General features: G+C 41.4%; 16 protein-coding genes. 9 read left to right on the forward strand and 7 right to left on the reverse strand.

The features are described 5' to 3' along the window. Window positions 1–551 precede the first annotated feature (551 nt). The 3 genes from AAGR14_RS07155 (at window position 552) to AAGR14_RS07165 (ending at window position 3,953) form a co-directional block, all read left to right on the forward strand. Entirely contained in the window at window positions 552–2,930 is a 2,379-nt protein-coding gene (locus AAGR14_RS07155; protein WP_342647907.1) for a TonB-dependent receptor, read from the forward strand. 170 nt (window positions 2,931–3,100) lie between these two features. After that, a complete protein-coding gene (locus AAGR14_RS07160) occupies window positions 3,101–3,436 on the forward strand; it encodes a helix-turn-helix transcriptional regulator (RefSeq protein ID WP_342647908.1) in 336 nt (111 codons plus the stop codon). Between the two features lie 307 nt (window positions 3,437–3,743). After that, window positions 3,744–3,953: a hypothetical protein gene (locus AAGR14_RS07165; RefSeq protein WP_342647909.1), complete on the forward strand. Its 210-nt coding sequence runs from the start codon at window positions 3,744–3,746 to the stop codon at window positions 3,951–3,953. A gap of 253 nt (window positions 3,954–4,206) precedes the next feature. Here AAGR14_RS07165 and AAGR14_RS07170 read toward each other — a convergent pair whose 3' ends face one another. Then, window positions 4,207–6,231: a M13 family metallopeptidase gene (locus tag AAGR14_RS07170; RefSeq protein WP_342647910.1), complete on the reverse strand. Its 2,025-nt coding sequence runs from the start codon at window positions 6,229–6,231 to the stop codon at window positions 4,207–4,209. Window positions 6,232–6,894: 663 nt separating this feature from the next. Here AAGR14_RS07170 and AAGR14_RS07175 point away from each other — a divergent pair. Then, entirely contained in the window at window positions 6,895–7,875 is a 981-nt protein-coding gene (locus tag AAGR14_RS07175; protein ID WP_342647911.1) for a hypothetical protein, read from the forward strand. A 527-nt stretch (window positions 7,876–8,402) separates the two neighbouring features. Then, a complete protein-coding gene (locus AAGR14_RS07180) occupies window positions 8,403–9,305 on the forward strand; it encodes an NAD(P)-dependent oxidoreductase (RefSeq protein ID WP_342647912.1) in 903 nt (300 codons plus the stop codon). Between the two features lie 119 nt (window positions 9,306–9,424). Here the strand turns inward: AAGR14_RS07180 and AAGR14_RS07185 are convergent, their stop codons facing one another. Continuing rightward, a complete protein-coding gene (locus AAGR14_RS07185; RefSeq protein WP_342647913.1) occupies window positions 9,425–10,156 on the reverse strand; it encodes an SDR family oxidoreductase in 732 nt (243 codons plus the stop codon). A gap of 643 nt (window positions 10,157–10,799) precedes the next feature. Between AAGR14_RS07185 and AAGR14_RS07190 the strand changes: the two genes are divergently transcribed. Continuing rightward, a complete protein-coding gene (locus AAGR14_RS07190; protein ID WP_342647914.1) occupies window positions 10,800–11,909 on the forward strand; it encodes a Gfo/Idh/MocA family oxidoreductase in 1,110 nt (369 codons plus the stop codon). Window positions 11,910–12,393: 484 nt separating this feature from the next. On the opposite strand, the gene AAGR14_RS07195 is transcribed toward AAGR14_RS07190, so the two are convergent. The 5 genes from AAGR14_RS07195 to AAGR14_RS07215 form a co-directional block, all read right to left on the reverse strand. Next, a complete protein-coding gene (locus AAGR14_RS07195; RefSeq protein WP_342647915.1) occupies window positions 12,394–13,323 on the reverse strand; it encodes a rhodanese-like domain-containing protein in 930 nt (309 codons plus the stop codon). Window positions 13,324–14,003: 680 nt separating this feature from the next. Beyond that, entirely contained in the window at window positions 14,004–16,427 is a 2,424-nt protein-coding gene (locus AAGR14_RS07200; protein ID WP_342647916.1) for a TonB-dependent receptor, read from the reverse strand. Window positions 16,428–16,693: 266 nt separating this feature from the next. Continuing rightward, window positions 16,694–16,855 carry a DUF2004 domain-containing protein gene (locus AAGR14_RS07205; RefSeq protein WP_342647917.1) on the reverse strand — a complete coding sequence of 54 codons (162 nt, stop codon included), beginning with the start codon at window positions 16,853–16,855 and terminating at the stop codon, window positions 16,694–16,696. Between the two features lie 15 nt (window positions 16,856–16,870). Next, window positions 16,871–17,026: a hypothetical protein gene (locus tag AAGR14_RS07210; RefSeq protein WP_342647918.1), complete on the reverse strand. Its 156-nt coding sequence runs from the start codon at window positions 17,024–17,026 to the stop codon at window positions 16,871–16,873. Window positions 17,027–17,485: 459 nt separating this feature from the next. Continuing rightward, the gene (locus tag AAGR14_RS07215) at window positions 17,486–19,921 is read right to left on the reverse strand and encodes a TonB-dependent receptor (RefSeq protein ID WP_342647919.1); all 2,436 of its coding nucleotides are present in this window, start codon (window positions 19,919–19,921) and stop codon (window positions 17,486–17,488) included. 239 nt (window positions 19,922–20,160) lie between these two features. Here AAGR14_RS07215 and AAGR14_RS07220 point away from each other — a divergent pair, with 239 nt between their 5' ends. The 3 genes from AAGR14_RS07220 to AAGR14_RS07230 all read left to right on the forward strand — a co-directional run bounded on the left by AAGR14_RS07220 (window position 20,161) and on the right by AAGR14_RS07230 (window position 24,274). Further along, window positions 20,161–21,198, forward strand: coding sequence for a histidine kinase (locus tag AAGR14_RS07220; RefSeq protein WP_342647920.1), 1,038 nt, complete (start codon window positions 20,161–20,163; stop codon window positions 21,196–21,198). Continuing rightward, entirely contained in the window at window positions 21,191–21,913 is a 723-nt protein-coding gene (locus tag AAGR14_RS07225; protein WP_342647921.1) for a LytTR family DNA-binding domain-containing protein, read from the forward strand. The genes AAGR14_RS07220 and AAGR14_RS07225 overlap by 8 nt, the downstream gene beginning before the upstream one ends. Window positions 21,914–22,255: 342 nt before the next feature. Further along, entirely contained in the window at window positions 22,256–24,274 is a 2,019-nt protein-coding gene (locus tag AAGR14_RS07230; RefSeq protein ID WP_342647922.1) for a M13 family metallopeptidase, read from the forward strand. The last annotated feature ends 186 nt before the right edge of the window (window positions 24,275–24,460 follow it).

Below are 24,460 nucleotides of genomic sequence, written 5' to 3' on the forward strand. Positions count from 1 at the left end.
CTGATGACGTATCGTCAAGCACTTAAGGAAACCAATCCACAGCGCAAATTTTGAGTTAGAACACTGTAATTAATCGCTTAAAAGCTAAACACTGGCCAATCACTTTCAGCCATATTACTTAAAAAATATTTATTTAGGTAGCAGTTATCGCCTTAGCTTGATCAAATAGGTATTTCTACCTATATGTTTTCCAAAAAATGGGTGAAAATATGGGTTTATGACTCCCCTTATTTTTCATCTCTTAACGATTTGTTGAAAAAGCCATTTTTACCCTTCTAAGGTTTCGTAGTAAAGTGATTTCACTTCAAAGAAAAGCCCTTGACCAATTGAGGAAATAAATTTTCGTTAATATATAAGTATAAATGCCTAACAGAGTAGACATAGAAATATTGTGTAATCAGAATTTATTCACAGCCCGCTGTGAACGCTTTACTATTTACACCGACTGCCGTTACCAGCAAAAAGAAATTAATAATCAGTTTCTGTATGGTTTTAAAATCCTGTTTGGTTGTCTTATCTGTTTTTTCTTACTGCTTTCTCATACTCATTTGTTGGCTCAAACAAATTCATCATCTATTTCTGGAAGAGTTATTAACGAACACCAGCAACCTGTTGAAGCGGCAACCATTGTTTTATTAAATCAAAAGGATTCTACCGTTGCCGCCTCTGCAATTACAGGCAAAACCGGAGGGTTCCAGATTGCCGGTTTGCGCAGCGGTAACTACCTGCTTTTAGTAAGTGCTGTGGGCTTCATTAAAGCCTACAGCAAATCTTACCCATTATCCTTAAGCAAGGCGCTTATAACGGATGATGTTATTTTGAAAGCGGACTCCAGGCAATTGAAAGAAGTGCAGGTAGTCAGTTCAAAACCACCCATCGAAGTACGCCCCGGCAAAGTTATTCTGAACGTTCAGAACAGCATTATGGCGGATGGCAATTCTGTATTTGAAATATTAAAGCAATCGCCGGGTGTGCGCGTTGATGTTTCAAATACGATCAGCGTGGTAGGCAGACAAAGCGCTTTAATTATGGTGGATGGCAAGCCTACCAACTTATCGGGAGAGGACCTTATAGACTTTCTTAAAACTATCCAGTCAAGCACAATTGATCGAATCGAATTAATAACCAGCGGGTCGGCCAGGTATGATGCAGCGGGTGCAGGTGTGGTAAATATTATTTTAAAGAAGGGAAAAAACATTGGCTTTAACGGCTCGGCAACCGCTACAGCAGGCTACGGTACCTATTATAAAAGCAATGCCGGTGTGAATTTTAATAACAGGACGGATAAGCTCAATGTCTTTGGAAACTACACCTTGAGAAATGACGAAAGTTTTATCAGTAAAAAGCAAAACAGGGATGTTGATTATAATGATTTACTGAGTGTTTTGGTTACTGATTATTATTCCAAGCGGAAGATTATTAGTAATTCTTTTAACGCAGGAGCTGATTACTTCATTTCTCCTAATCATACTATTGGCGTTTTAATCAAGGGTAATTTTCAGCATAATCCGGTTCAAAAGAATATAAATCTGAAAGTTTATAACCAATCTAAGCTCGATTCAACAGTGGTGGCTAATTCTGTGATTGATAAGAACATCACCCAGATGAACTACAATTTAAATTATACGGGTAAGATCAATAAAGCGGGGGGCACGTTATCAGCAAATGTTGACTATAACACGTTTGTCCGTTCTTCTAATGAGTATATCACCAATCGGTTTTACAATTCTACAGGCGATATATTCCGTCCCGACTCTTTGCTACGCAATTTATCACCAGCTCATATTAAGGTATGGACCTCAAAAATTGATTTTGTCAATCCCCTTTCCAAAGTACTCACCTTACAGGCCGGCGCAAAATATAGCAATGTAAAAAGCGATAACAACTTAAATTTTGGGCCATTAGTAAATGGTGTATATCAGACCGACCCCTCCTTCAGTAATCATTTTATCTATCACGAAAATGTAAACGCTGCTTACTTAAATTTTGAGAACAAGGGAGACAAAGTTGAGTGGACCGCAGGCTTGCGGGCTGAACAGACAGTGACCGAAGGAAATTCTATTACCTCACACCAGGTCATCAAAAACAATTACCTCAATTTTTTCCCCAATGCGTTATTGGTTTATAAACTAAACGCAAAGCATAATTTTTCGTTGAGTTATAACCGGGGCATTTCAAGACCCAGCTATTCTTTTTTAAACCCGTTCAGAATTTTCATCGATTTATATGATTATGACGACGCCGGTAATCCTAACCTGCGACCTCAATACACCAACAACCTCGAATTATCCTATACTTATAAAGATGTTATTACCGCTACATTGTTTAGCAACACCGTGAGTAATGCTTATGAATTTCCGCTTTACCAGCAAAATGATACCACTAAGTTGTTTAATACCAGAAAGGTAAATTTGGGTAACGTGTATAATTACGGTATGCGGTTTTATGCTCCGGCAGAGTTTACAGCCTGGTGGAAAGCCGATTTTAATGTTACGGCATCCTATGTGCGATATGTGGTGAATCCAATCTATACCACTTTTAAACAAGGTAGCCAGGACATCATGTTATCAGCAGATCAGCACTTCACCATCACTAAAACTATCAGAGCAGAGCTCAGCGGTTTTTATGAATCTCCAGTGGTTAACGGGCTTGACCGGCTCAAATCTTACGGATATGTTAACGCTGGTTTGAGTATGCAGCTTTGGAACAACAGTGGAAGCATCAGACTTAATGCGGCAGACATTTTTAACACAAACAACTTCAGGAATAGGGTGAAATATGCAAATATATCCTTTTATCAGGTAGCCAAGGAGGAGACTCGGATGGTGCGTGTCACTTTTACCTATAAATTTGGGAAGTCGACAGTTAAAGCTGCTAAGACCCATCAAACCGGTAACGAAGAGGAGCTTAAAAGAACTACCGGAGGATAGCCCGACACTCGGCTTAATTAATATGCTGGTAGTTAACCTAAACTCAACAAATAATCAGTTACCATATCATCTTAGCGCAATGATGACCTGTAATTGTGTACCGGTAGCGAAAATTAAAGATTTGATGCGCACATACTTATCTAAAAGCTATTTTAACTGAACCTCGAATCATGAATATTAAATTTGGCAGTGTGTTGCAGTCCATCCGTAAAGAATCTAACCTGAGTCAACAAGACGTAGCAAATATTATTAGCTGCAGCAGGGGGACTTATTCGTGCTGGGAACATGATGACGGGGAAATCCCAATGTCTAAGCTTTTTGTGTTGCTTAACTATTATAACATTTCTTTGTCAGCTTTTGTTAAGCGCGTGCAAAAAGATAACCATGCAGGTCAGCTTGTGGTATCAGACCTGCAATTGAGTGATCTGGCAGACATCCAAAGTGAACTTACGCAAATCAGCAAACGTATCGATTTGCTCAACAGAAGTTTGTTGTCCAATTCTTAAATATTGATTGCAGCTCACTATGGTCTGAATTCAGTTTTATACAGCTTTTAATCAAAAGATGAGAATTCAATTGTTGGAGTATAGTGGTTGCTTAATAAGCAAATACTAACTTCTCTTGTGCACCTATCGTCTTAGGTAAATCATATCAGTCTTAACGCAGCACATATCCGTTCTCCCCGCAAATTATTTTCATAGTGGTGGTGCAAAAAGCATAAAATTCCAGCAAAAGATGCCTGTTATTCCAGCATCGATTTTAATTAAAAAAGTACACAGAGCCATATCTTTATAATATTATAATTCAAAAAACATGAAAACAAAAATTATTACTTTGTCAATTGTGGCTGTTGTTGCAATGACCAGCGTTGGCCTTCGCAGCGTGATTTATGACGTTCGCTCATCGAAAAAACTGGCTGTTGGTCGTACTGCTCAGTTTGACATTCGCTCATCGAAAAAACTGGCTGTTGGTCGTACTGCTCAGTTTGACATTCGCTCATCGAAAAAAGCGTTAGTAGCATAGTCTTCAACGCTGTTGTTTCACAGCATGCCAGCGAAGGCAGTAGCTGTGCAGTCGTATGATTATCACATTTTAATGCGACTTAAGATCAGATTCAATAGGGTAGCAGCGTGCAAATTTGTACGCTGCTATTTTGCTTTATCCAAATTACCCCGATAATAGATTATAGTCAGGCAAGTCGTACGCTCGGCAATATGTTTAAACAAAAATGGCTACCAACACTTGGTAACCATTCATTTAATATGATTAAAGGTTTTTACCAAACCTTCACTCTTAAACTATCCGGGCGGTACATTTTATCTCCGGGTTTAACACCAAAGGCCTGATAAAAGGCAGGCATGTTAGAAAGCGGGCCATTGGTGCGATACATTTCCGGTGAGTGCGGGTCCGTGGTAATACGGGTACGTGTTTCTTCGTCCCGTTCTTTTATTTGCCAAGCCTGGGCAAATGCCAAAAAGAAACGTTGATCGGGTGTTAAGCCATCAATCTTATCTGTGCTTTTACCCTGCTTTGTCCGCTTAAAGGCTTGGTAGGCAATGGCTAAGCCGCCAATGTCAGCCAAGTTTTCTCCTTGCGTTAATTGTCCGTTTACATGCAGGTTATTTAAAACGGTATAGCTGTTATACTCATCAATAATCAACTTAACTTTTTTGCTGAATTTTACGGCATCTTCTTTGGTCCACCAGTCTTTTAAATTACCATCTTTATCATATTGCTTTCCCTGGTCGTCAAAGCCATGTGTCATTTCATGACCAATAATAGCACCGATTGAGCCATAATTAACGGCATCATCGGCATCAGCAAAATAAAATGGTGGCTGTAATATACCGGCCGGAAATACAATCTCATTTAAGCCGGGGTTGTAATACGCATTTACCGTAGGCGGCGTCATGCCCCACTCAGTACGGTCAACAGGTTTTGCTAATTTAGCAATGGTTTCCTGATAATTATGCCGCTCTGTACTTACTGTATTGGCAAAATAATTATTGCGGCTAATGGTAACGTCGTCATAATTTTTCCATTTGTCCGGGTACCCGATTTTTTTTGTGAAGGCAGACAGCTTGGCCAAAGCTTTTTGCTTGGTTGCGGCGCTCATCCAATCCAGTTTCTCAATGCGCGACCGGTAAACCATTTGCAGGTTGTTCACCAGTTCCAGCATGCGTTGCTTGTCTTTGCGTTTAAAATAATCCTTCACAAACAGCTGACCTAACAATTCGCCCAAACCACCGTCAACTTGGCGTGACACTGTTTTCCACCGTGGCTGCTGCTGTTTGCTTCCGCTTAAAACCCGGCCGTAAAAATCAAAGCGCGCATTGCGGAAGGGTGAGCTTAAATAGCGGGCGTAGTGGTCTGCAATGTTAAAACGAATTTTATCTTTCCAAACGTTAAGCGGCTGCGCTTTAATCAATCTATCTAATTCCTGGTAATATCTGGGTTGGCTTATTAAAACAGTATCAGTTTTAATTCCCATAGTATTTAAAATGGCTGGCCAACTCAAATCAGGCATCATGGTTTCTATCTGCTTAACGGTGTACTTGTTGTAGTTTTTGTTGGGGTCGCGCAGCTCAACCGGTGTACGATGTGCTTTGGCAATCAGGGTTTCTAATGCCAAAATCTGCTTGGCCTCTTTTTGAGATTCCTGCGAATCATAACCTGTTAGCTTGAGCATTTTCTCGATATAAGAAACGTATGCCAGGCGAATTTTATTTGAAGCCGAATCGTTACGGAAATAGTAATCCTTTTCGGGCAAATCCAAGCCGCTTTGGTAAAAATTAGCCATGTATTTGCCGCTGTTTTTATCATCCGGATTAACGCTAAAGTCAAATAAATAGCCTGCGCCGTTTCGGTAATCAGCCGTAACAAAATAAATCAGCTGTTTATAATCTTTCACCTCCGCTAATTTTCTCAATAAAGGCTGTATAGGTTTAGCGCCGGCCTTTTCTATGGCTACCGTATCCATCCCGGCAGCATAATAATCTCCTACCTTTTGTTCAAGCGTACCTGGCGCATGTTTTTTCGAAGACAAGTTATCGAGTAGATTTTTTAACTTTTGCTGATTATTGTTTTCTAACGTGTAGAACGAACCCCATCCCGATTCTGAAGCTGGGATAACTGTTTTTTTGAGCCAGGTTCCGTTGGCGTACAAAAAGAAATTGTCTTGCGCCCTGACGGTTGTATCGCGTGCATTCGGGTCAAGAAAAACCTGTTGCTTTTGTTCTTTTTGTCGGCAAGAAGTGAAAAGCCAGAGAGCTGCAAAAATTATAAATGGTGTTTTATTCATGAGAAAACTTTGTATTAAATATCCGCAATTATCACCAAAAAAGAGAAGCTATAGTTGTTCAGACCATGCCGAATTTTTAATTTAAGCTTACCAATAACGGCTGTTGCTTATGGTTTGGTATGATTACGCGTCTTACAGCAAATAAAGTGTACAATAAACCAGCATAGTTTGTACAATATTTTTGCAAAACAGGCCTGTATGAAAGCTTAATTTAGCTTTATGCACACAGCAAGGTTTTGTTAATAGTTAAAAGGCGCTCGGCGCGATGCCGAGCGCCTTTATTAACATGATCCGGTTTAAACCTAAGCAAATCAATTATTATAGAAACTAATATCATGCTCCACGAGCACTATGAAGGGAGCGTTGATAAGTTTCTCAATTAAAGAGTTTAAGGGTTATTAATAACTGGAAACTCTTAATAAATTAGTTTGGATTATTCCCTGAAGTTCTGATTTAGCTATAGTTGCAGATTAAAAGCATAGCCATTTGAAGTGTCCTTTACCGGACGATAAAAAGCCCATCCTGATTTTTAACCTTATGTTGGATCGCGCCTGCCATCATTGATTGTGATTACGCATTGGTTAACATTTATCAAAAATGGTAATAATCAATTGCCAGATGTTGTAACTTAATGGCGTCAATCTTTTCCTCAAAAATCACTTTATGAGCTATATTACTTACAACATCATTGTTAAAGTCGAAAATAATCGTGACACTTTGATAGACAACTTAACGAAGAATTTAAAATACCAATATGTGCATGAATTTTTCACTCCGTTTCATGGAGTTATATGTCAAACCAACGATAATTTAAGGGAAATTCCATTCGACCGCTTTAAAGAAGAACTTTTTAACAATGAAGCCGATAAGATTGATAAAGTTGAAAACCAACTTAGAAATTATAGTATAGAGCTTTCAAAAAGTTTTACCGATACCGACATTGCATTTATAAACGTTGATTGTTTTGGTGGAAAATGTTCGTCAAATGGCTTTGTTGTTAGAAATGGACAAAAGACATACGAGAATGATGGTCATCACTCTGCACATATAGACATTTTAAAAAGAATATCAGCAGATTATTCTGGCTGGCATTTCTACCCGTTTACCCGGAATTTTTACTCCAGAAAGGCCGGAGTAAAAGGAGGGATAACGGGCGATATAGTCAACTTTACATTGCCTGCAATCTGGATGTCTTTTAACATAGATTTTGGCAACAATCCATCGTATGATATCGCAGTTGCGGAAAATGAGCTATTAGTAGAAAAAATAAATTTTTTTGAATTCTACTTTATGAAAATAGATGAAAACTGGCTGAAAGTTTTAGGTACTCTATTTGATGATTCTGCGGAAAATTTGGCTGATATGGAAAACACAATTACAGAACATTTAGCCGGGCTTGAGTATCAAATCCAATTTGATCTGTTTGATGGTTCATTCCAAAAAAAGATTGGAACGTTACCTAACGAACTTGGCTTTGAAATTCATCAACGAAGTTATAGATATAAAGCATTTAACGAAAGGCCTATCCCATTTCATCCTACCGAAAATAATATACAACAGACTAGTTCAAAACAAGACGAAACTACTGAGAAGGTTTCCGACAATAAGAAAGGTTTTTTCTATAGATTTTTTGGCAGGAAATAACCTATAGAAAAACAGAAAGGGCAAGAGTGTCTTTTTCAGCGGCTATAAGGAATCGGATTTATTAAATAAATGTTTTGAAAAACGCACGTTTAGAGTTAGCTAATTTACAGAAATCATCTGAGATCGAACGATGTTGTTGTCATGGAAATTCTTCTTAATCAGCTAACCAAAGGTCCAAGGTTATTCCTGTTCGGCTACGCCAATAAAGTAAAAGCCTCTTAGAGCAATCGAGAGGCTTTTGTTTTGCAAGGAACATCATCCAGAGAAACTTAGCTGGGACGTTAGTAATCAATACTATAAGGACTTTTCCCAGATACCAAAATCGATAAATGGAAACCTTGATGTTGTTGAACAAAAACTGAATAGGGCGATATATTAGATAAACATTCAAGCGATGCATGAAAATAAGTCAAATCAATCATTAACATTCTCAGGCTTTCATTGTTCCTATATTTGTAAGTACTAACGGTGAAGTAGTGAACAGCTGCAGGGACAAAAAATGAAATCATTATAATTCAGTAGAATTCATGACCAAAAAGCGGATATTTTTTACAGGGGGATCAGGAAAGGCGGGGAAGCACGTAATACCATACCTTCTAAACCAGGGGCATAGGGTAATGAATGTAGACTTGGTTCGTTTGGATTACCCGGGCGTAGACAATCTGATAGCTGATATTACCGACTCAGGGCAAATGTTTAATGCCATGAGTTCGTACGCCGGGTTAGATGAGTTGGAAAGGGGAGACGGGGTGCCGAAATTTGATGCTGTGGTACATTTTGCAGCTGTGCCCAGGATCTTACTTACACCTGATAATGAAACTTTTCGGGTCAATACCATAGGCACCTATAATGTGATTGAAGCAGCCGTGAAGCTTGGAATTAAAAAGATCATTATTGCCTCGTCAGAGACCACCTACGGGATTTGTTTTTCAGATGGCAAAACAGACCCTCATGTGTTGCCATTAGAGGAAGACTATGATGTAGACCCAATGGATAGCTATGGATTATCGAAGGTGGTGAATGAGAAAACGGCAAGAGCCTTCCAGCGACGCTCGGGCTTTGATATCTATGCACTTCGTATTGGCAATGTCATTGAGCCCCACGAATACACGGAACTGTTTCCTGAATATTTCAAACATCCTGAAGTGCGTCGCAGGAATGCTTTCTGTTATATTGATGCCCGTGACCTTGGCCAAATTGTGGATTTATGTTTGGAAAAAAATGATCTTGGTTTCCAGATTTTTAATGCCGGCAATGATCATAACGGTGCGATTATCCCAAGTAAAGAACTGGCTGAAAAGTTTTTTCCCGGTGTGCCGGTGACCCGTGAATTAGAGGAGAATGAAGCCCTGTTCTCAAACCGCAAAATCCGTGACGTTTTGGGATTCAAAGAAGAACATAACTGGCGAAACTATGTAAAGGTGGACTAACCCCTTGGTCTGGAAATTTGTACACCAAACAATGAAACTAATTGTTACTATTTAGGAACTTAAATTTCCCTTAATCAGGTGTGTAAGTAGACGACATTGGTTTATCCGCGTTAGTCTACTTACAGCGACTCACTCATAGTGCGCATTTGGATTTCAATAATTCTTGAACCAGGTGTTTGCGTACAGGCCAATAACACTGCCCCGGCTACATCCGTAGCTTCGAGCATGCTGGATTGCTCAACACTTTCTTCAGTGCGGCCGGTTCCAATAGCAAACTCTGTTTTTACTCCGCCCGGGCAAATAACACCTACTTTAATACCACTTGGTCTAAGTTCTTTGTCGAGGGATTGAGCAAAACCTACCTGTGCAAATTTGGTGGCACAATACACCGCCTGATTGGCAAAACCATAAAGTCCTGCCATAGATGAGATCATCAAGATGGTACCTTGTTTCTGCAGTAACATTTGAGGCACTACTTGCCGGGTAAAAATAAAAGTGGTACGCATATTAGTATCCATCAGTTGGTCATATTCTTCTAAGGAGGTATCAATAAGATTTTTATAATTACCCATACCTGCATTGTTCAAAAGAATGTCAATTCTTCCTGCTTCATTCAACGCGGTTTCGACGCATCTTTTAGCCGTTGCTTCGTCGTTTGCATCACCAGCAACAATATATGCCTGTGTATTCATCGCATTGATTTCAGCTGCTAACGCTTCCAGCCTATCCTGCCGGCGCGCGGTTATAACAACTTTGGCTCCTTCAGCAGCTAAAGCAAGGGCTGATGCTCTGCCTATTCCTGCACTGGCGCCTGTTACAATGGCGACCTTACCGCTTAATTTTCCTGGCATAACTAAAATGGGTTAAAATGTATTCTTAATCAGGAAAACTCTTTAAGTGACCACATTGTTCGCAGAAGTGCTCTTTAAACTGGTGTTAACTAAGCGTGATGATAGAATTATTCAGTAAAGTTGCACTAATAACTGCTGCAACGCGCTCAGCAAAAAAGATGCAAAGTAGAAGGCTATCTCATATGGTATGACCAAAATAATATAGAGTGGTTATCAGTTTATGGGATACGCTATGGTATTGTTCACGTGCATTTCAAATCACAAAACCGGATTATAAAAGCAAGTGCTAACGCTTATGCACAAATGATTAGCGACCAGGAAAAATTGGCCTGAACGATGTAGAACCAATAATTTATAATGCCTTTTTGCGCTGTTAATAATTAACTCGATTACTGAAATTTGAAAATATAAAATTGGCCTGATGATTGCCCCATTCATGCATAAATTGATTTAGGTTATATTATTTGAAGACTGCTTAGTTTTAATGGTCATAATCCTTAAGAATTGGTTCATTGCCAGCCTCTAAATTAAAATATACCTAACTATATATCGCTGTTTTTGTTAACCTATAAGTATATTGTGCCGGCTTACTGCAGCTAATTCTTACAGGTATTCTTTTAAACCATAATCATAAACCCTGCCTATGAAACCGAAACCATTTAACAGAAGAGATTTCTTAAAAACTTTGTCGTACGGTGCCGGTGCCCTTACGTTAGGTTCCGCTCTTGGCTCCATACAAGCAATGGCATTGCCCCAGGGCAAAAAGCTGGGCATTGCATTGGTTGGTCTTGGTGGTTATGCCGGCGGGCAATTAGCCCCGGCCTTGCAGGAAACCAAACATTGTTACCTGGCGGGTATAGTGACTGGTACGCCATCAAAGGCTGATGAATGGTCTAAAAAGTACAGGATACCCGATAAAAACGTTTATAACTATCAAAACTTCGACGAGATAGCTAAGAATAAGGATATTGACATTATATATGTGGTGCTGCCTGTATCCATGCATAAGGAATATACGATCCGTGCGGCTAAAGCCGGCAAGCATGTGATCTGTGAAAAGCCAATGGCATTAAACGCCGCCGATTGTGTGGAAATGATTGAAGCCTGTAAAAAAGCAAACAGGCTGCTGTCTATTGGTTACCGTTTGCACTTTGAGCCCCATACCCAAGAGATCATGCGCCTGGGGCGCCAGAAGGTTTACGGCAAGGTTACAGGAGTTGAAACAGGCAACGGGTTCAGATACACTGGTGATCCCAATGCCTGGCGGTTAAAGAAGGCTTTAGCGGGGGGCGGGGCATTGATGGATATGGGTGTTTACTCTATACAAGGGTCGCGGTATAGTACTGGGTTGGAGCCATTATTTGTAAAGGCAACGGAGCAAAAAACCAATTATAACCTGTTTAAGGAAGTGGACGAAACCATATTCTGGGATTTGGAATTTCCGGGCGGATTGATAACTAAAGGAAAATCAAGTTATAATAACAACTGGGGTTATTTGAATGTAACGGCTGAAAAAGGGCAGTATAGCCTTCAGCCTGCTTTCGCCTATGGAGGTATACAAGGTGTTACTCCGCAAAGAGTCATGAATTTTCCCCAAATCAACCAGCAGGCTTATCAAATGGATGACTTTGCACAATGCGTACTACAGAAAAAGCAGAGCCGCGTTCCGGGCGAGGAAGGTTTAAGGGATATGAAGGTTGTAGATGCTATCTACCGTAGCATTGCCTCAGGGCAAAGAGAAAAAATTGGATAATCGAGGATCAAAGATCGAAATTTAAGTCACAACCGTTCATAACATGCATTACAGCCTCTTAATCTTCGGCCTCAGTAACGTGTGATCATAATTTCATACAGAAGGCAACATATTAGTCTTAAAAGCCAGGTATAACGATTTTAATCGGATCATCCGAAGTCGCACGATTGTTGGCTGCTTTTACTCCGCAAAATATTAAACTGAAATTGCGCAGCAATTGGCGCAAATGTTATGGCCTTTAGCGAGGGCGGTTCGCTTACTTGGCTTATAGGTTTCGAATTTTTGGGCGCAGGAGTTGTTTTATCGAGGAGCGCTTTTTTAACACCAGTGACTGTGCCTTATTATTTTATCGTTGGCTGCTGGACTTAGCAACCGTATGCATAGGCACCAGTGCAAGGCTCTAAAGTAAAAATTCGGGGCAGTTAATGTGTTGATCTGAAAAGACTGCTGGACTTGTACGGCCCGGCAACGTCTTCGCGGAGATTCAGGAAAACAGAACCACTCCGCCGGATCTGGCCCATTCATCAATGCCTCCCAGCAGGGGGCGAATTCGTCGGATACCGGCTTTGCGTAATTGATCTGCATACTTGGCTGCGGTGATTTCGTTCGGACAGGAGCAGTAAACAATGACCTCGTTGTTGTGCCCATACCTGTCAGCGATTTCGCTCAAATTGGCATCATCAACAGCTATCGAGCCCGGTATAAAACCATTTCTCACCCGTTGATCTACAGGACGTGCATCAAGGATGACAGGCAAGTTTTCTTGCTGAATCAAGGCCAGTAAATCTTCTACCGTAACGCGATCTACATTGAATTGTCGAAGCAGCCGCCTCCTTTGATACCATTTAAAAAGAATGTATACGCCAAAAGCCAGGAGTATGATTAGCCCGCCTGCCTTGCCGTAATCGGAAAGGGTAGACAAAATGCTGCTGACCTGCCGGCGAAAAACGTTACCTAATAAAACCGCGCTGGCCAGGTATATGATTGCTGCAATCAAAGAAAAGAATCCAAATAGTCTTAAGCGCATATGATACACACCCGCAATAACCGGAGCAATGGTTGAAAGACCGGGGACGAATTTAGCGACCGTCAGCGCAGGGGATCCATAGCGGTCTAAAAGGTCCCCACTGCTGCTCACGCAAGAGTCGGGAGATAGCGATATTTTGCACAAACGGGCCAGCACCCGGGTGCCGTAATGTTTGCCGGCATAATACAGTACCATATCACCCATAAAGGTTCCGAGCACTCCGGTCAGGATAAGCAGGCCTATATCAGCTGCGTTGGGTGGCATGACAGCCGCAGTGACTACAAGAATCGCAAAGGCAGGAAGTGGCAGACCCAGGCTTTGCAGCAAGGTGATCAGCAAGATCATCGGCAGGCCGAAGGTTTGCACTAAATCTATCAGTGTACTCATGTTTTAGCAATGGATATAAAATTAAAAATTTGACCTGATGCTCAGTTGAGATTTCCCGAATTTTACCATAGGATGCTATTTTAAACTGTTTAACAGGAGAGCTATATCGTAATAAAGGTAACTTCCTGTTTCTGCTATGCTTGCGGCTCTTTTAAAATCGCCTTTTCATCATCTTTGCTGAGCCTTTGAATACATCAATGCCAAAATTTCTACCTGCAAAAACTTTAAGTAGTTTATGTCAATTGGTATTTAATTGTTGATTATTAGTGGATTACAAAAGAAACTACTGTAACTCTTCAACAGAGATGATATCAATAAAAATTTTTCTCAAAATGCTGACTGCTTATGGTTTGTAGAGAGTATAGTTAAGCCTGTTAGGCGTTGTTTTCAATAAAATAAACACACTGTTTGAGACGCAGCCCGACTTTTGTACTATCTCAAATTACATTCAAATTTCAATAATCCTAATATAGAACCTGTTAAACTCGACAGGCGGTTCAAGGTTAGTCCTGCCCGGGCCAATTTCTGTTAAATGCAGATAGTAAAACAAGCAGTGGTACCTATATTGTCTTGGGTGCCGAAATTGCGGCTGGTTATCATAGCTGCTAAACAGCCAACAACTGGCCTATTGTTTATTGTTATAACATCTGGAATGAATAGTAACAATTGCTATCCTCCGGTTAGAATTTAGCGCCTAATGTAATATAGCATGACCTTCCATCGCCGGGTAATATACCGTTGCCCAGATAAACGAGCGTCTCAGTCCTGCGCGTAAAGTATTTATTATCTGTCAGGTTATTTACGCCCATCCTAATGTTGTACTTGTCAGAAAACTTATAGCCCAGGGCAAAGTCGGCCACCCCATATCGTGGCACATAGCCCACATTGGGACTTGTGCTGGTAGCCGCTGTATTATTTGCATCCGACCATGAACTGCCAACATAGGAGTAATAGAAGGTAGCGGATACATTATGTAACGACCCGTTTATGCCCGAGCGGCTAACAAATTGAGGAACATCTTCTAACGTTTTGCCTGTTAAATCAGCCGCGCCTACTTTGCCATTTAAATACCTGGCGTGATTATAAGCGTAAGAAGAAAATATGGAAAGGTCATTGTTAGGGTCTTGGTTATTGAAATTAAGCAGATGAATTTCAACAAAAGCTTCCACCCCCTTAGTGAGCGCATTGCCGGCATTGGTGGTGTAAGTGTACGGTTTACCATTGGCATCGGTCAGGGTTACGTTGCCTATCCTGTTGTTATACTTCAATTCAAATGCGCTCAGATCAAAGTTTAATATGTTTTTGATTTTTCCCCTAATGCCAATATCTGCATTGTGGCCGCTGGCATCTTTCAAATTCGGGTCGATCACCGCAGTGCTCGATCCAATGATCAAATTTGCATAAAGGATAGGCCTGTAAGCCTGCGAATAGTTACCATAAGCATTAATGCTTTCAGTAATCTTGTATTGCGCACCTACGCCACCCAGCACAATGTTCCTGGAGGTTGAAAGGGATACGGGGTTAAAATTTTTATAGACTTTGTATTCCGTACCGTTTAAGGTTGAGTGCAGGTTATCGTACCTTACCCCGGGAGTAACAGACAGCCTGTCTGTGATTCTGAAAAGGTTTTCGAGAAACAATCCGTAGTTTATAGTTCTAAAAAGCAGGTTAATACCGTAATCGCCGGTTTGAGTGAGGTTAAAATCACTTCCTGTAGTTGCCTCCCCATTTTGTTTTCTGTTTGTAGCGGCGTTAGAATATTTTAAACCGCCAGAGATAGCACTTTCATGGCCAAACAAATTGTATTTTTTAATTATTCTTGCGTCAACTGTATAGCTGTTGTAAAAATCTCTATTTAGCTCCCTTGGCGCGTAGGCGCCTGTAGTTTTGCTTATGGTATCGGCATTGGTGGCTAAAGCCGGGCTTGCAATTACCATGTTTCTTTGCCCGAAAAAAGTATAAGCTTTAACATTCAATGAGGTCTTGTTATTGATGGTGTAATTAAAAAGTAAAGCGGGCAGGTTAAGTATCGGGTTAAAATAATTTCTGCTCCGGGTTGATTGGCGCGGATCGGCAGCAAACATCGCGTCGGTAAGTCCGCCTGCAAATTTCTGTACATAGTTTTCTCTTGAGTATTCAAGACCGATATCCACTTTATCTGTGGGCTTATAGTGCAAACTTGCATAAGCATTAAGGAAATTATAGCTGGAGTTTGAACGCCATCCATCGCTGCTACGGTAATTAAAAAAAGCATAATAAGTAAACTTGCCTTTTTTGCCGCCTGCAGAAGCAAAAGAATTTGAGGTATTAAACGAGCCGAATGTTAATTCGGTTGCTATGCTTAACGATCGCGTCGTATCTGGTTGTTTTATGACATAATTGAGCATTCCGCCAAACTGTGGGCCATATTGAAGCGCAGCAGATCCCCTGATGAGCTCAATTTGCTGTACGGCTTCCAGTGGCGGGTTGTACATGGCCTCGGGATAACCATACAGATCGTTATTCACATTGTAGCCGTTCTGGTTCACATTTAACTCCCATGATCTGTGCGGACTTAATCCTCTTGCCGCAATACTTGTTTGGGTACCCGAACCATCCAGCTCCCACGAGGTAATACCCGGTACTTTTGCAAACACGTCGCGGGCTCTGTTTTGAGCAATATCCCCATTAATGCTGTCAACCAAAATTACCTCATTTTTTTTGCCCGAATAAATATTCGTTCCGCCAATCTCCGGTAGCGTTGATATGCTTCCTATACCTCTTTCGCTTTGTACTTCAACAGAACGCATACTGATAACGCTATCCTGAAGCGTATAGGAAAAATCGCCGGTATTATTGTTTTTTATGCGTATACGTTGTGCAACATTTTGGTAGCCCATATGCGAAATAATGATCAGGTAATTTCCGGCCGGAATGTTATTGATGTGGTATTGCCCTTTATTGTCGGTGGTGGCCCTATAGTTTGTTTTGTAGAGGATGATATTTGCCATCTCCAACGATACTTTTCTATTGTTGGCGATGCTGCCTTTAATATTGCCGGTTGATTGGGAAAAAGTGTAGGTAAATTTTAAGAAGAAGAAAAGGGCAAGGAAAGTTCTTTTCATATATGATCGGTTTTTAACACGGGTTGATTTATTCTCGACCTTTCGTTGTATTTTCTAAAATATAACGCTAAATTATAGAAATCTCCGATACCATCAGTTGCCCGGTTAAAAGGTAAAGAAGGGTAAGAAAGTACCCAGTAAGCCAACTAATTGATGGTCAATTAAGGAAGATTGTGAGTCTTAAGTGTAAGCTTTTAAGGCAAATAAAAATTTGTGTTCTACAAGCTTAGGCAGGTCATAAGGCATTGCTGTTCTTATACAATAAATTAGCTTTCCATGGTTATTTCTTGAAGAATCTGCTTGCTATCCATTGTTACAACTAAAAGATAATTAAATATATCTTCTCCAATAGTAAAATCTAAAGTTGCAAACCACTCTTCAACATCAGGATAAAAACCAATTCTTTGTAGTGTAAGTTGAGATAACATTTGCCTTTCAAAAGACTAACTTCTGTCAGCCATTTTAGTAAGCTCTTGCAGATTTTCAGCATTAAGTTCTTCCATGTGAAAGTTTAAAAATTCAAAGGTGTTTTCACCTTCTTCAAGATCCTTATTTATGGCCTTCAGTGCTGCTTGGTAAACGGCTGTCAAGTTATCCAAGTAATCCTTAATACAATCCAGCTTTTGAGATTCAATTTCCTTGTATTCAAAATTTAAATCGATTTGCAGTGTTCCATTCTTGAATTCGGCTTCAACACTATGATAGTCATGCAGATTGTGGAATCAATTGAGTTGAAATAAGGCAGGTCGATAATCATAGTTTCCTGATTTAGTTTATTGAGCAGTAAATGTATACAATCACATCATACATTCACCTCACCTATAAGTTGTTTGAATAGCAGATCAGCAGCAGCGGGAATGGCCTTAAATCCCGATAGGAAAGTTTTAATTTCACAACTGCACTTAAACTGAAAACATGCGTTTATATCCCATCAATATCAACTGTAGGTAAGTAGTGTTTTCATTCTCTAAAACTATCTTTAGCAGATCTATATTTTTGGATTTAAAGTTTTTAGCTACCGATGATAGGTCTTTTAGTTTACTACATTACGTAGTTTTTTAAAGTCTACCCTTTTCATCGTCCAGTCCATTATTTTCATGCTTGCTTTTGCGCTTAAATTTATCCTTTCCGAAGCGGTAAGTAAACGCCAAGCCTATTCTCTGGGTGTCGGATTCAGTCACCTGCGTATATTTAGCCTGTTTTAAATCTACCGAGTAGTTGTGATACACCCACGAGTGGAACAGGTCATCTATGTTGAAGCGTATGCTGCCGTTGCCGTCTAAAATCTTTAATTGTATTGCGCCGTTAATGCGAAACATAGCCCGTGTGTAAGCCTGACCGTTCAAATCGCGGCTGATGTAGTACCCACCTAATTCGGCAGTTAGCTTTTTGCTTAAGGTAAACTGATTTTGCGCTCCGCCACGTATGGCTGACAGCTTGGGATTAAGCGTTACACCATCAACTTGTCCGTTAAGGCCCAGCCTAAGTATCTGCATATCTAAATTAGATGACCACCAGGGGTAAGGCACTAAGGTGGAACCCAGATTTAGGATATACATAAACCCTCCGCCAACATTTTGCGGAGTGCTAATGAATACATTATCTACTACCGTGGTGGTCCTGAAAACCACATCTGTAAAACGGTTATAACTTAACCCTAAGCGTAAGGCCTGGCGGTATTGGTATTTTAGCTCATACCGGTACTGGTATTGGGGCGTGAGCAGCGGATTGCCGGAGGTGTAGGAGTACTGGTCGCGAATGAAGATAAAAGGATTAAGTTGCTGATAACCGGGCCGGTTAATGCGGCGTGACAGGCTGAAGTTAAAGCTTTGCCTGCCTGTAGTATCCAACTTGTAATTAATAAATAAGCTTGGAAACAGCTGCGTATAATCCTTAATAAATTGTGTGCCCGCTACCTGCGCGTTGCCAAACTGCCGGCCTGCAGCATGTGTGTTTTCCAGGCGTAAACCTCCCATGATGCCAATATATTTCCAAGCCTTTTGCACGCTAAAGTAAGCTGAATTAATGTTTTCAGCGTATTTGAATTGGTTAGATCGGGTGTTATCTATCACAGGTGTCCCATCAATTACATTGTAATAACCGGCCGTATTATAGTTGCTTGCGAACCTCGTTTTTACGCCAGCTTCTATTTTTGCTTTTCCTCTCAAGGAATAACTGTAGTCTGCCTTGGCGTTATATACTCGAATGGCTGACGGGATCTGGTAGTAATACCTACTGTTACCTGATGCCTGGCCTGCTGGCGTATACGTGTAATTATCCAGTAACTGCTCGTTTCGACTGGTATAATTAAGATAATTAGCATCCAGAGCCAGCTCTTTTCCGCTTTTTCCAAATTTGTGCAAGTAATTAGCATTAACACTCCAGTTAGTCAAATTATCATTAATCAGCGAACTGCCGGTGCCTGTACCATCAGGCAATAAGGGGCTAAAGTTCATGTTTTCGTAATTGTAATCACTTTTTTGCCTTGTTTGATTAATGTTGACTTGTACCCCGTAGGTTGTATTGTCAGAGATGTTATAATCAAAGCCCGTCACCAGGTTGGCGCCATTCAAGCGGCTGATGCTTTTGTCGTTAAGCAATATCATCGAGCTTAATACTTGCTGTGCATTGTAAAAGAACCGGTCGTACTCCTCGGTATTATAATTTTTTTCATGGCTGTACGAGAGGTTGCCAAATAGATTCAATTTTTTCCGGTTAAAGTTGAGATTCAAATTATTATTGCTCCTGGCATATTGCCCTTGTGAGTAGCCGGTTTGCAAGCCACCTGTTAAGCCGCCTGTTTTTATCTTTTTGAGTTTTAAATTGATGATTGCATTGCCCGACGCATCATAACGCGCCGGTGGATTATCCAGGAGCTCGATTTTGTCCAGGCCGCCTCCGGGAATACTTTTTAGGTAGTTTGAAAGGTTTTGGCCCGACATGTAGGTTTGCCTCCCATCAATCAAAACCATAACGCCCGACTTCCCGTTCAGGGTAATATCCCCGGAAGCATTAACCGATACACCGGGCGTTTTTTCCAGCACCTCCAAGCTATTGCTGCCGGCGGCGCTAATCATAGCATCTACGTTGACGATTGTGCGGTCAATTTCGGTTTGTATCAAGCGGCGTTTTGCGTTAACAACTACAGTAGCCAGTCCAATACTTTGCGAGGAGGTCATAATTATGGGTGACAGTGCAACGCTACTGTTTTTAATGATGATGGGTGGGCTTTGGTAGCTTTGCTGCCCTAAAGCAGTTACGCGAAGTAAATAGGTGCCATTACTAACGTGGTTCAACATAAAGCTGCCATTTGCGTCACTGGTTCCGGCTTGGCTACTAACTGAGTCCGTCGTTTTCAGGAGCCGGATTGTAGCGCCCGTTACAGGGTTATGATGGGCGTCTTTAATAAATCCGGTGATTATCCCTGCTTTTTGTTGTGCTGCAGCAATTAAACCGAAGAAAATGAAGAGAGTGATTGTGATGGTTATTTTCATGGTGTACATATGGGCATTAAGGCGAGTACCTAAGCAAATATTGATTATGCAAACCCTCACCATGCATAATTATGTTATATATTAGCTATGCGGTGACGGAGGGCGTTTTTGAGGGGCCGAAACGTTTGGAACCCCGAAACATCTCATTCGTCAACTGATGGCCTTAGTACAGACCCTTTACTTTGCACTATCCAATTCAATTCTGATATTGTTATCCATTACAATTAGGAATCATCGACATGAGCATGAACGCTTCTATGAATAAGAGCTTCTTTGGTAAAAACTTGTACTTCTACCTGGCAGTCATCGGAGGCGGATTATTATTCGCTCCGATCGATGCTTACGTAAGCTCTGTCGGCATTCATGCGGATGAGGCCGTGGCAGTGGCCGTCAGTGTGTTTTTCGTTTTGGCTGTTTTTGCAGGCAGATATATAATGCAGGTTTGGTCGGCCAGCCTAAATTCACTTCCAAAGGTGTTTTTGGCCGTTGCAGGATTGCTGATCTTGTTCAGTGGGGTTTGGCTGTTCTTTCATGCCAGGTTCTCACTCGGGCGCAGGACTGGCATATTATTCTTTGTCCCAATGATGCTGTTAGGGCTTGCGGCTGGGGCATTAGTTAAGGTGGTGCATGCTGTGACCGAAAACCAGCTTTTAGCCGCAAAAAGCGAGGCTGCGCAAAATAAAAGTGAATTACATTTATTACAGTCCCAACTAAGCCCGCACTTTCTATTCAATACGTTGAATAATCTGTATGGCTTGTCGCTGACCGATCATCAGAAACTGCCGCCTTTGCTGCTAAAGCTGGCCGAACTGTTACGGTATTCGGTATACGATGTAAGTGCACTTTACGTACCGCTGGCCAGCGAGATGGCTTACTTGCGAAATTATATCGAATTTGAGCGCATCAGGATTGGAGAGAAATTGGTGCTGACCACCGACTTGGAAGACATGGTAGATGCGGAGGTGATGATAGCACCCATGCTATTAATCGTATTTTTGGAGAATGCTTTTAAGCATTCGAAAAATACGGCCGACCAACAAATATTCGTTCATGTTAGCTTAAAAACCTGGGAAAACTCCATCTTGTTCACGGTTAAAAATACCTACGGAAATGAAGAGACATCAAGCAATTCTCTTGATGATCGTAGCAGCGGTTTCGGCCTGCACAATGTAAACAAGCGACTGGAAATGCTTTACCCTGATACGCACGAACTGCAGGTGTCGAAAGATGAAAAGTTTTATAAAGTAGCATTGCAGCTTAAAACTCAATATGAATAAATTCAACTGCCTGATTGTTGACGACGAGCCGATAGCCAGGGATATTCTGGAAAACTATTGCAGGCATCTGAGCGACCTGAACATTGTTGGGTTGTGCAGTAATGCGCTCGAAGCAAAGGCGGTACTGCAAAATCAGTCGGTAGATATCCTGTTTTTGGATATTAATATGCCGGTACTCGATGGTATTTCTTATGCCAGAACACTGCGCCATTCGCCGCAAATCATCTTTACCACCGCTTACAAGGAGTTTGCCGCCGAGGCGTTTGATCTGACCGCCTGCGATTATTTGCTAAAACCGTTTTCGTTTGATCGGTTTATCGTTGCTATTGATAAGGCACTAGATAGATTAAAACCTGCTCCGCCACATGGTCCAGTCCAATCGCTTGCAGCCAACCGCGACAGGGAGGACTTTGTTTTTGTGAAGGCGGATAATAAGATATATAAGGTTCTTTTCGATCAGCTGCTTTATGCAGAGGCCCAGGGCAACTACACAAAGATTGTAACCACAACTACAACCCTGCTGCCTAAAATGGTATTTTCATCGCTTGAAGAATCGCTACCCAAAACGTTGTTCTTGCGCACTCACCGTTCATTCATCATCAATAAATCAAAAATAAGCCACATTGAAGGGAATCGCATTTTAATTAACAACTTCGAAATTCCTATTGGTAGCAACTATCGCGAGCAACTATTTAAAGCGCTCGGGTTTGATTAGAATTATGCAAAGTAAATAAGGCAGAAAGTGACGGTGCTCAACTGCAGCAAACGTAGCTTGATCTTCGGTCGCTCATGTTTGTGCCACAATCTGGACGTAATTTACATACCGGGTTATCATCAATATTAAAGAGCGATTTACGGAGTTAATCTCTCTCCAATGCTTCCAAACAAAACAACCAGTTTGAAACATTTATGCGCCAGCGGATAGGGGGATAGCTTTTTTCTGCATAGCCCACTTTGACAGTGCCGATAGATTGTCTGAGGGGAATTTAATTTGAAGCAGCTACGAAGCATTGAACCCGCCTGCGATTAGGGATTATCTTACTATCTTTAGCCAACCATGAAAAAAAATCTTACGCGTTGCTTGGCTATAGGGCTTTTAAGTATAGGTCAGCTGTCAGTAGCTCAGCACAGAAGCTTCGTTGATGTTTCAGGCTTAGATCCGTCGGTAAAGCCGGGCGACAATTTTTTTAAGTATGTGAACGGCCGATGGTACGACACCGTGAAAATTGATAACGACCAGGCCGGAGTTGGTTCTTACTCCTTCCTTAACATTCCACAAAAGCGCCTGCTGCAAAATATACTGGATAGCGTCTCTAAGGCTACAAACAAGCCCGGAAGTGTTGAACAATTGGTAGGAAACTTCTATGCCTCAGGTATGGACATGGCCACAATTAACCGCCGGGGCTATGACCCTGTAAAACCGGTACTGGGACGCATCGCTGCCATACAAAGCATACCCGCGCTTTTGAAGTTTGTTGCTGCAGAAATGCCATTAGGTAACCGCTCAGTCATCAGCTTCGGTATCTCTCCCGACAATCAGAATAGTTCAATCAATATTGCCCATGTATACCAGGGCGGAACCGGGCTACCCGAGAAGGGGTATTATTTCAAGGCAGATTCAGCTACGCTTCTGGTTCAGAAAGCTTATAAAGCCTATCTGCAAACCTTATTTGAACTAACCGGAGCCAGCCCTGCCATGGCAGCAAAAAATGCGGCCATCGTTTACGGCATCGAAAAGCAGTTAGCCGCCGGAAGTAAAAATAATATCGAATTAAGGGATGTTCATGCAAACTTTAACAAAGTGGCCGTTGCTGCTATTCAAAAAAAGCAGCCTAATATCGGTTGGCGGAACTTTTTGAACAGCATAGGAGCCCATACCGACTCCATTGATATGGCTCAGCCGGCATATTATGGTAAATTAAACAGCATGTTAAAGTCGGTGAGTTTAGCCGATTGGAAGACATATTTGAAGGCTACCACTTTGCAAAACTATGCCGACCGGCTCAGTCAGCGGTTTGTTGATGCCTCTTTTACGTTTGGTAAAGTTTTATCCGGTGAGGACAAGCAAAAGTCGCGCAGGCAGATTATGACGGCAAATGTAGATAATCTTTTGGGGCAGGCTTTGGGCCAGTTATACGTTAAGCGTTATTTTAATGAGGACGCCAAAAAACGCGTACTGGCGTTAGTAAACAACTTACAAAAGGCCTTTGAAAATCGCATCAGCCACTTAGACTGGATGAGCGATAGCACCAAAGTAAAGGCTAAGGAAAAACTATATACCATTACCAAGAAGATTGGCTATCCGGATCATTGGCGGAGCTATGATCGGGTACAGATCAGCAGGACCAGGTTTTTTGAGAACGTGATATCGCTCAATCAGAACGATTTTAGATACGAACTGGCAAAGCTTAACAGGCCGGTAGATAAAACGGAATGGCAAACAACGCCCTCTACTGTTACCGCCTATTATAACCCGCCAGTAAATGAGATTGTATTTCCGGCCGGGATACTTCAGTATCCTTATTTTGACTTTACGGCTGATGACGCGATCAACTATGGGGGCATTGGGATGGTGATAGGGCATGAGATGACCCATGCATTTGATGATCAGGGTGCCCAGTACGATAAAGATGGTAACGTCCGGAATTGGTGGACAAAAGAAGACTACAGCAAGTTTAAAGAAAGAACAACCCTGCTCTCCAATTTATATAGCACATTTACGGTGTTAGATACTGTACACGTCAAAGGCCCTTTGACCCTGGGCGAAAACACGGCAGACAATGGTGGTATAGCGATTGCCTATGACGCTTTTAAAATGACGGAACAGGGCAAAAGCAACGAAAAGATTGACGGCTTTACACCGGATCAGCGCTTTTTCCTGTCAATCGCGAGAATATGGCGCGTGAAAACCAGGGACGCATTTTTACGCACCTACGTGAACACCAATCCGCACTCGCCTGCAATATGGCGGGTGAATGGTCCTTTAATGAATTTTGCACCTTTCTACAAGGCGTTTAACCCGCAACCCGGTGACAAAAATTACAAAGCCGAAAATGAGAGGGTTAGAGTATGGTAATTACAGTTCAGGTAACGAGTCGTGACTAAAAATGGACTGGACTTTGCGTAAAAGAAGTGAACGCAGAAGTTTACATTTTTTAAAATGCAGAGGCTTTTTGCTATATATAGAACGGCCGCAATTAGGATATAATCATCACGATTATATCTTGATTGCGGTCGGCCGGGAGAAACGGGATTTGCTGTG

Source organism: Mucilaginibacter sp. CSA2-8R (assembly GCF_038806765.1).
GTDB lineage: Bacteria > Bacteroidota > Bacteroidia > Sphingobacteriales > Sphingobacteriaceae > Mucilaginibacter.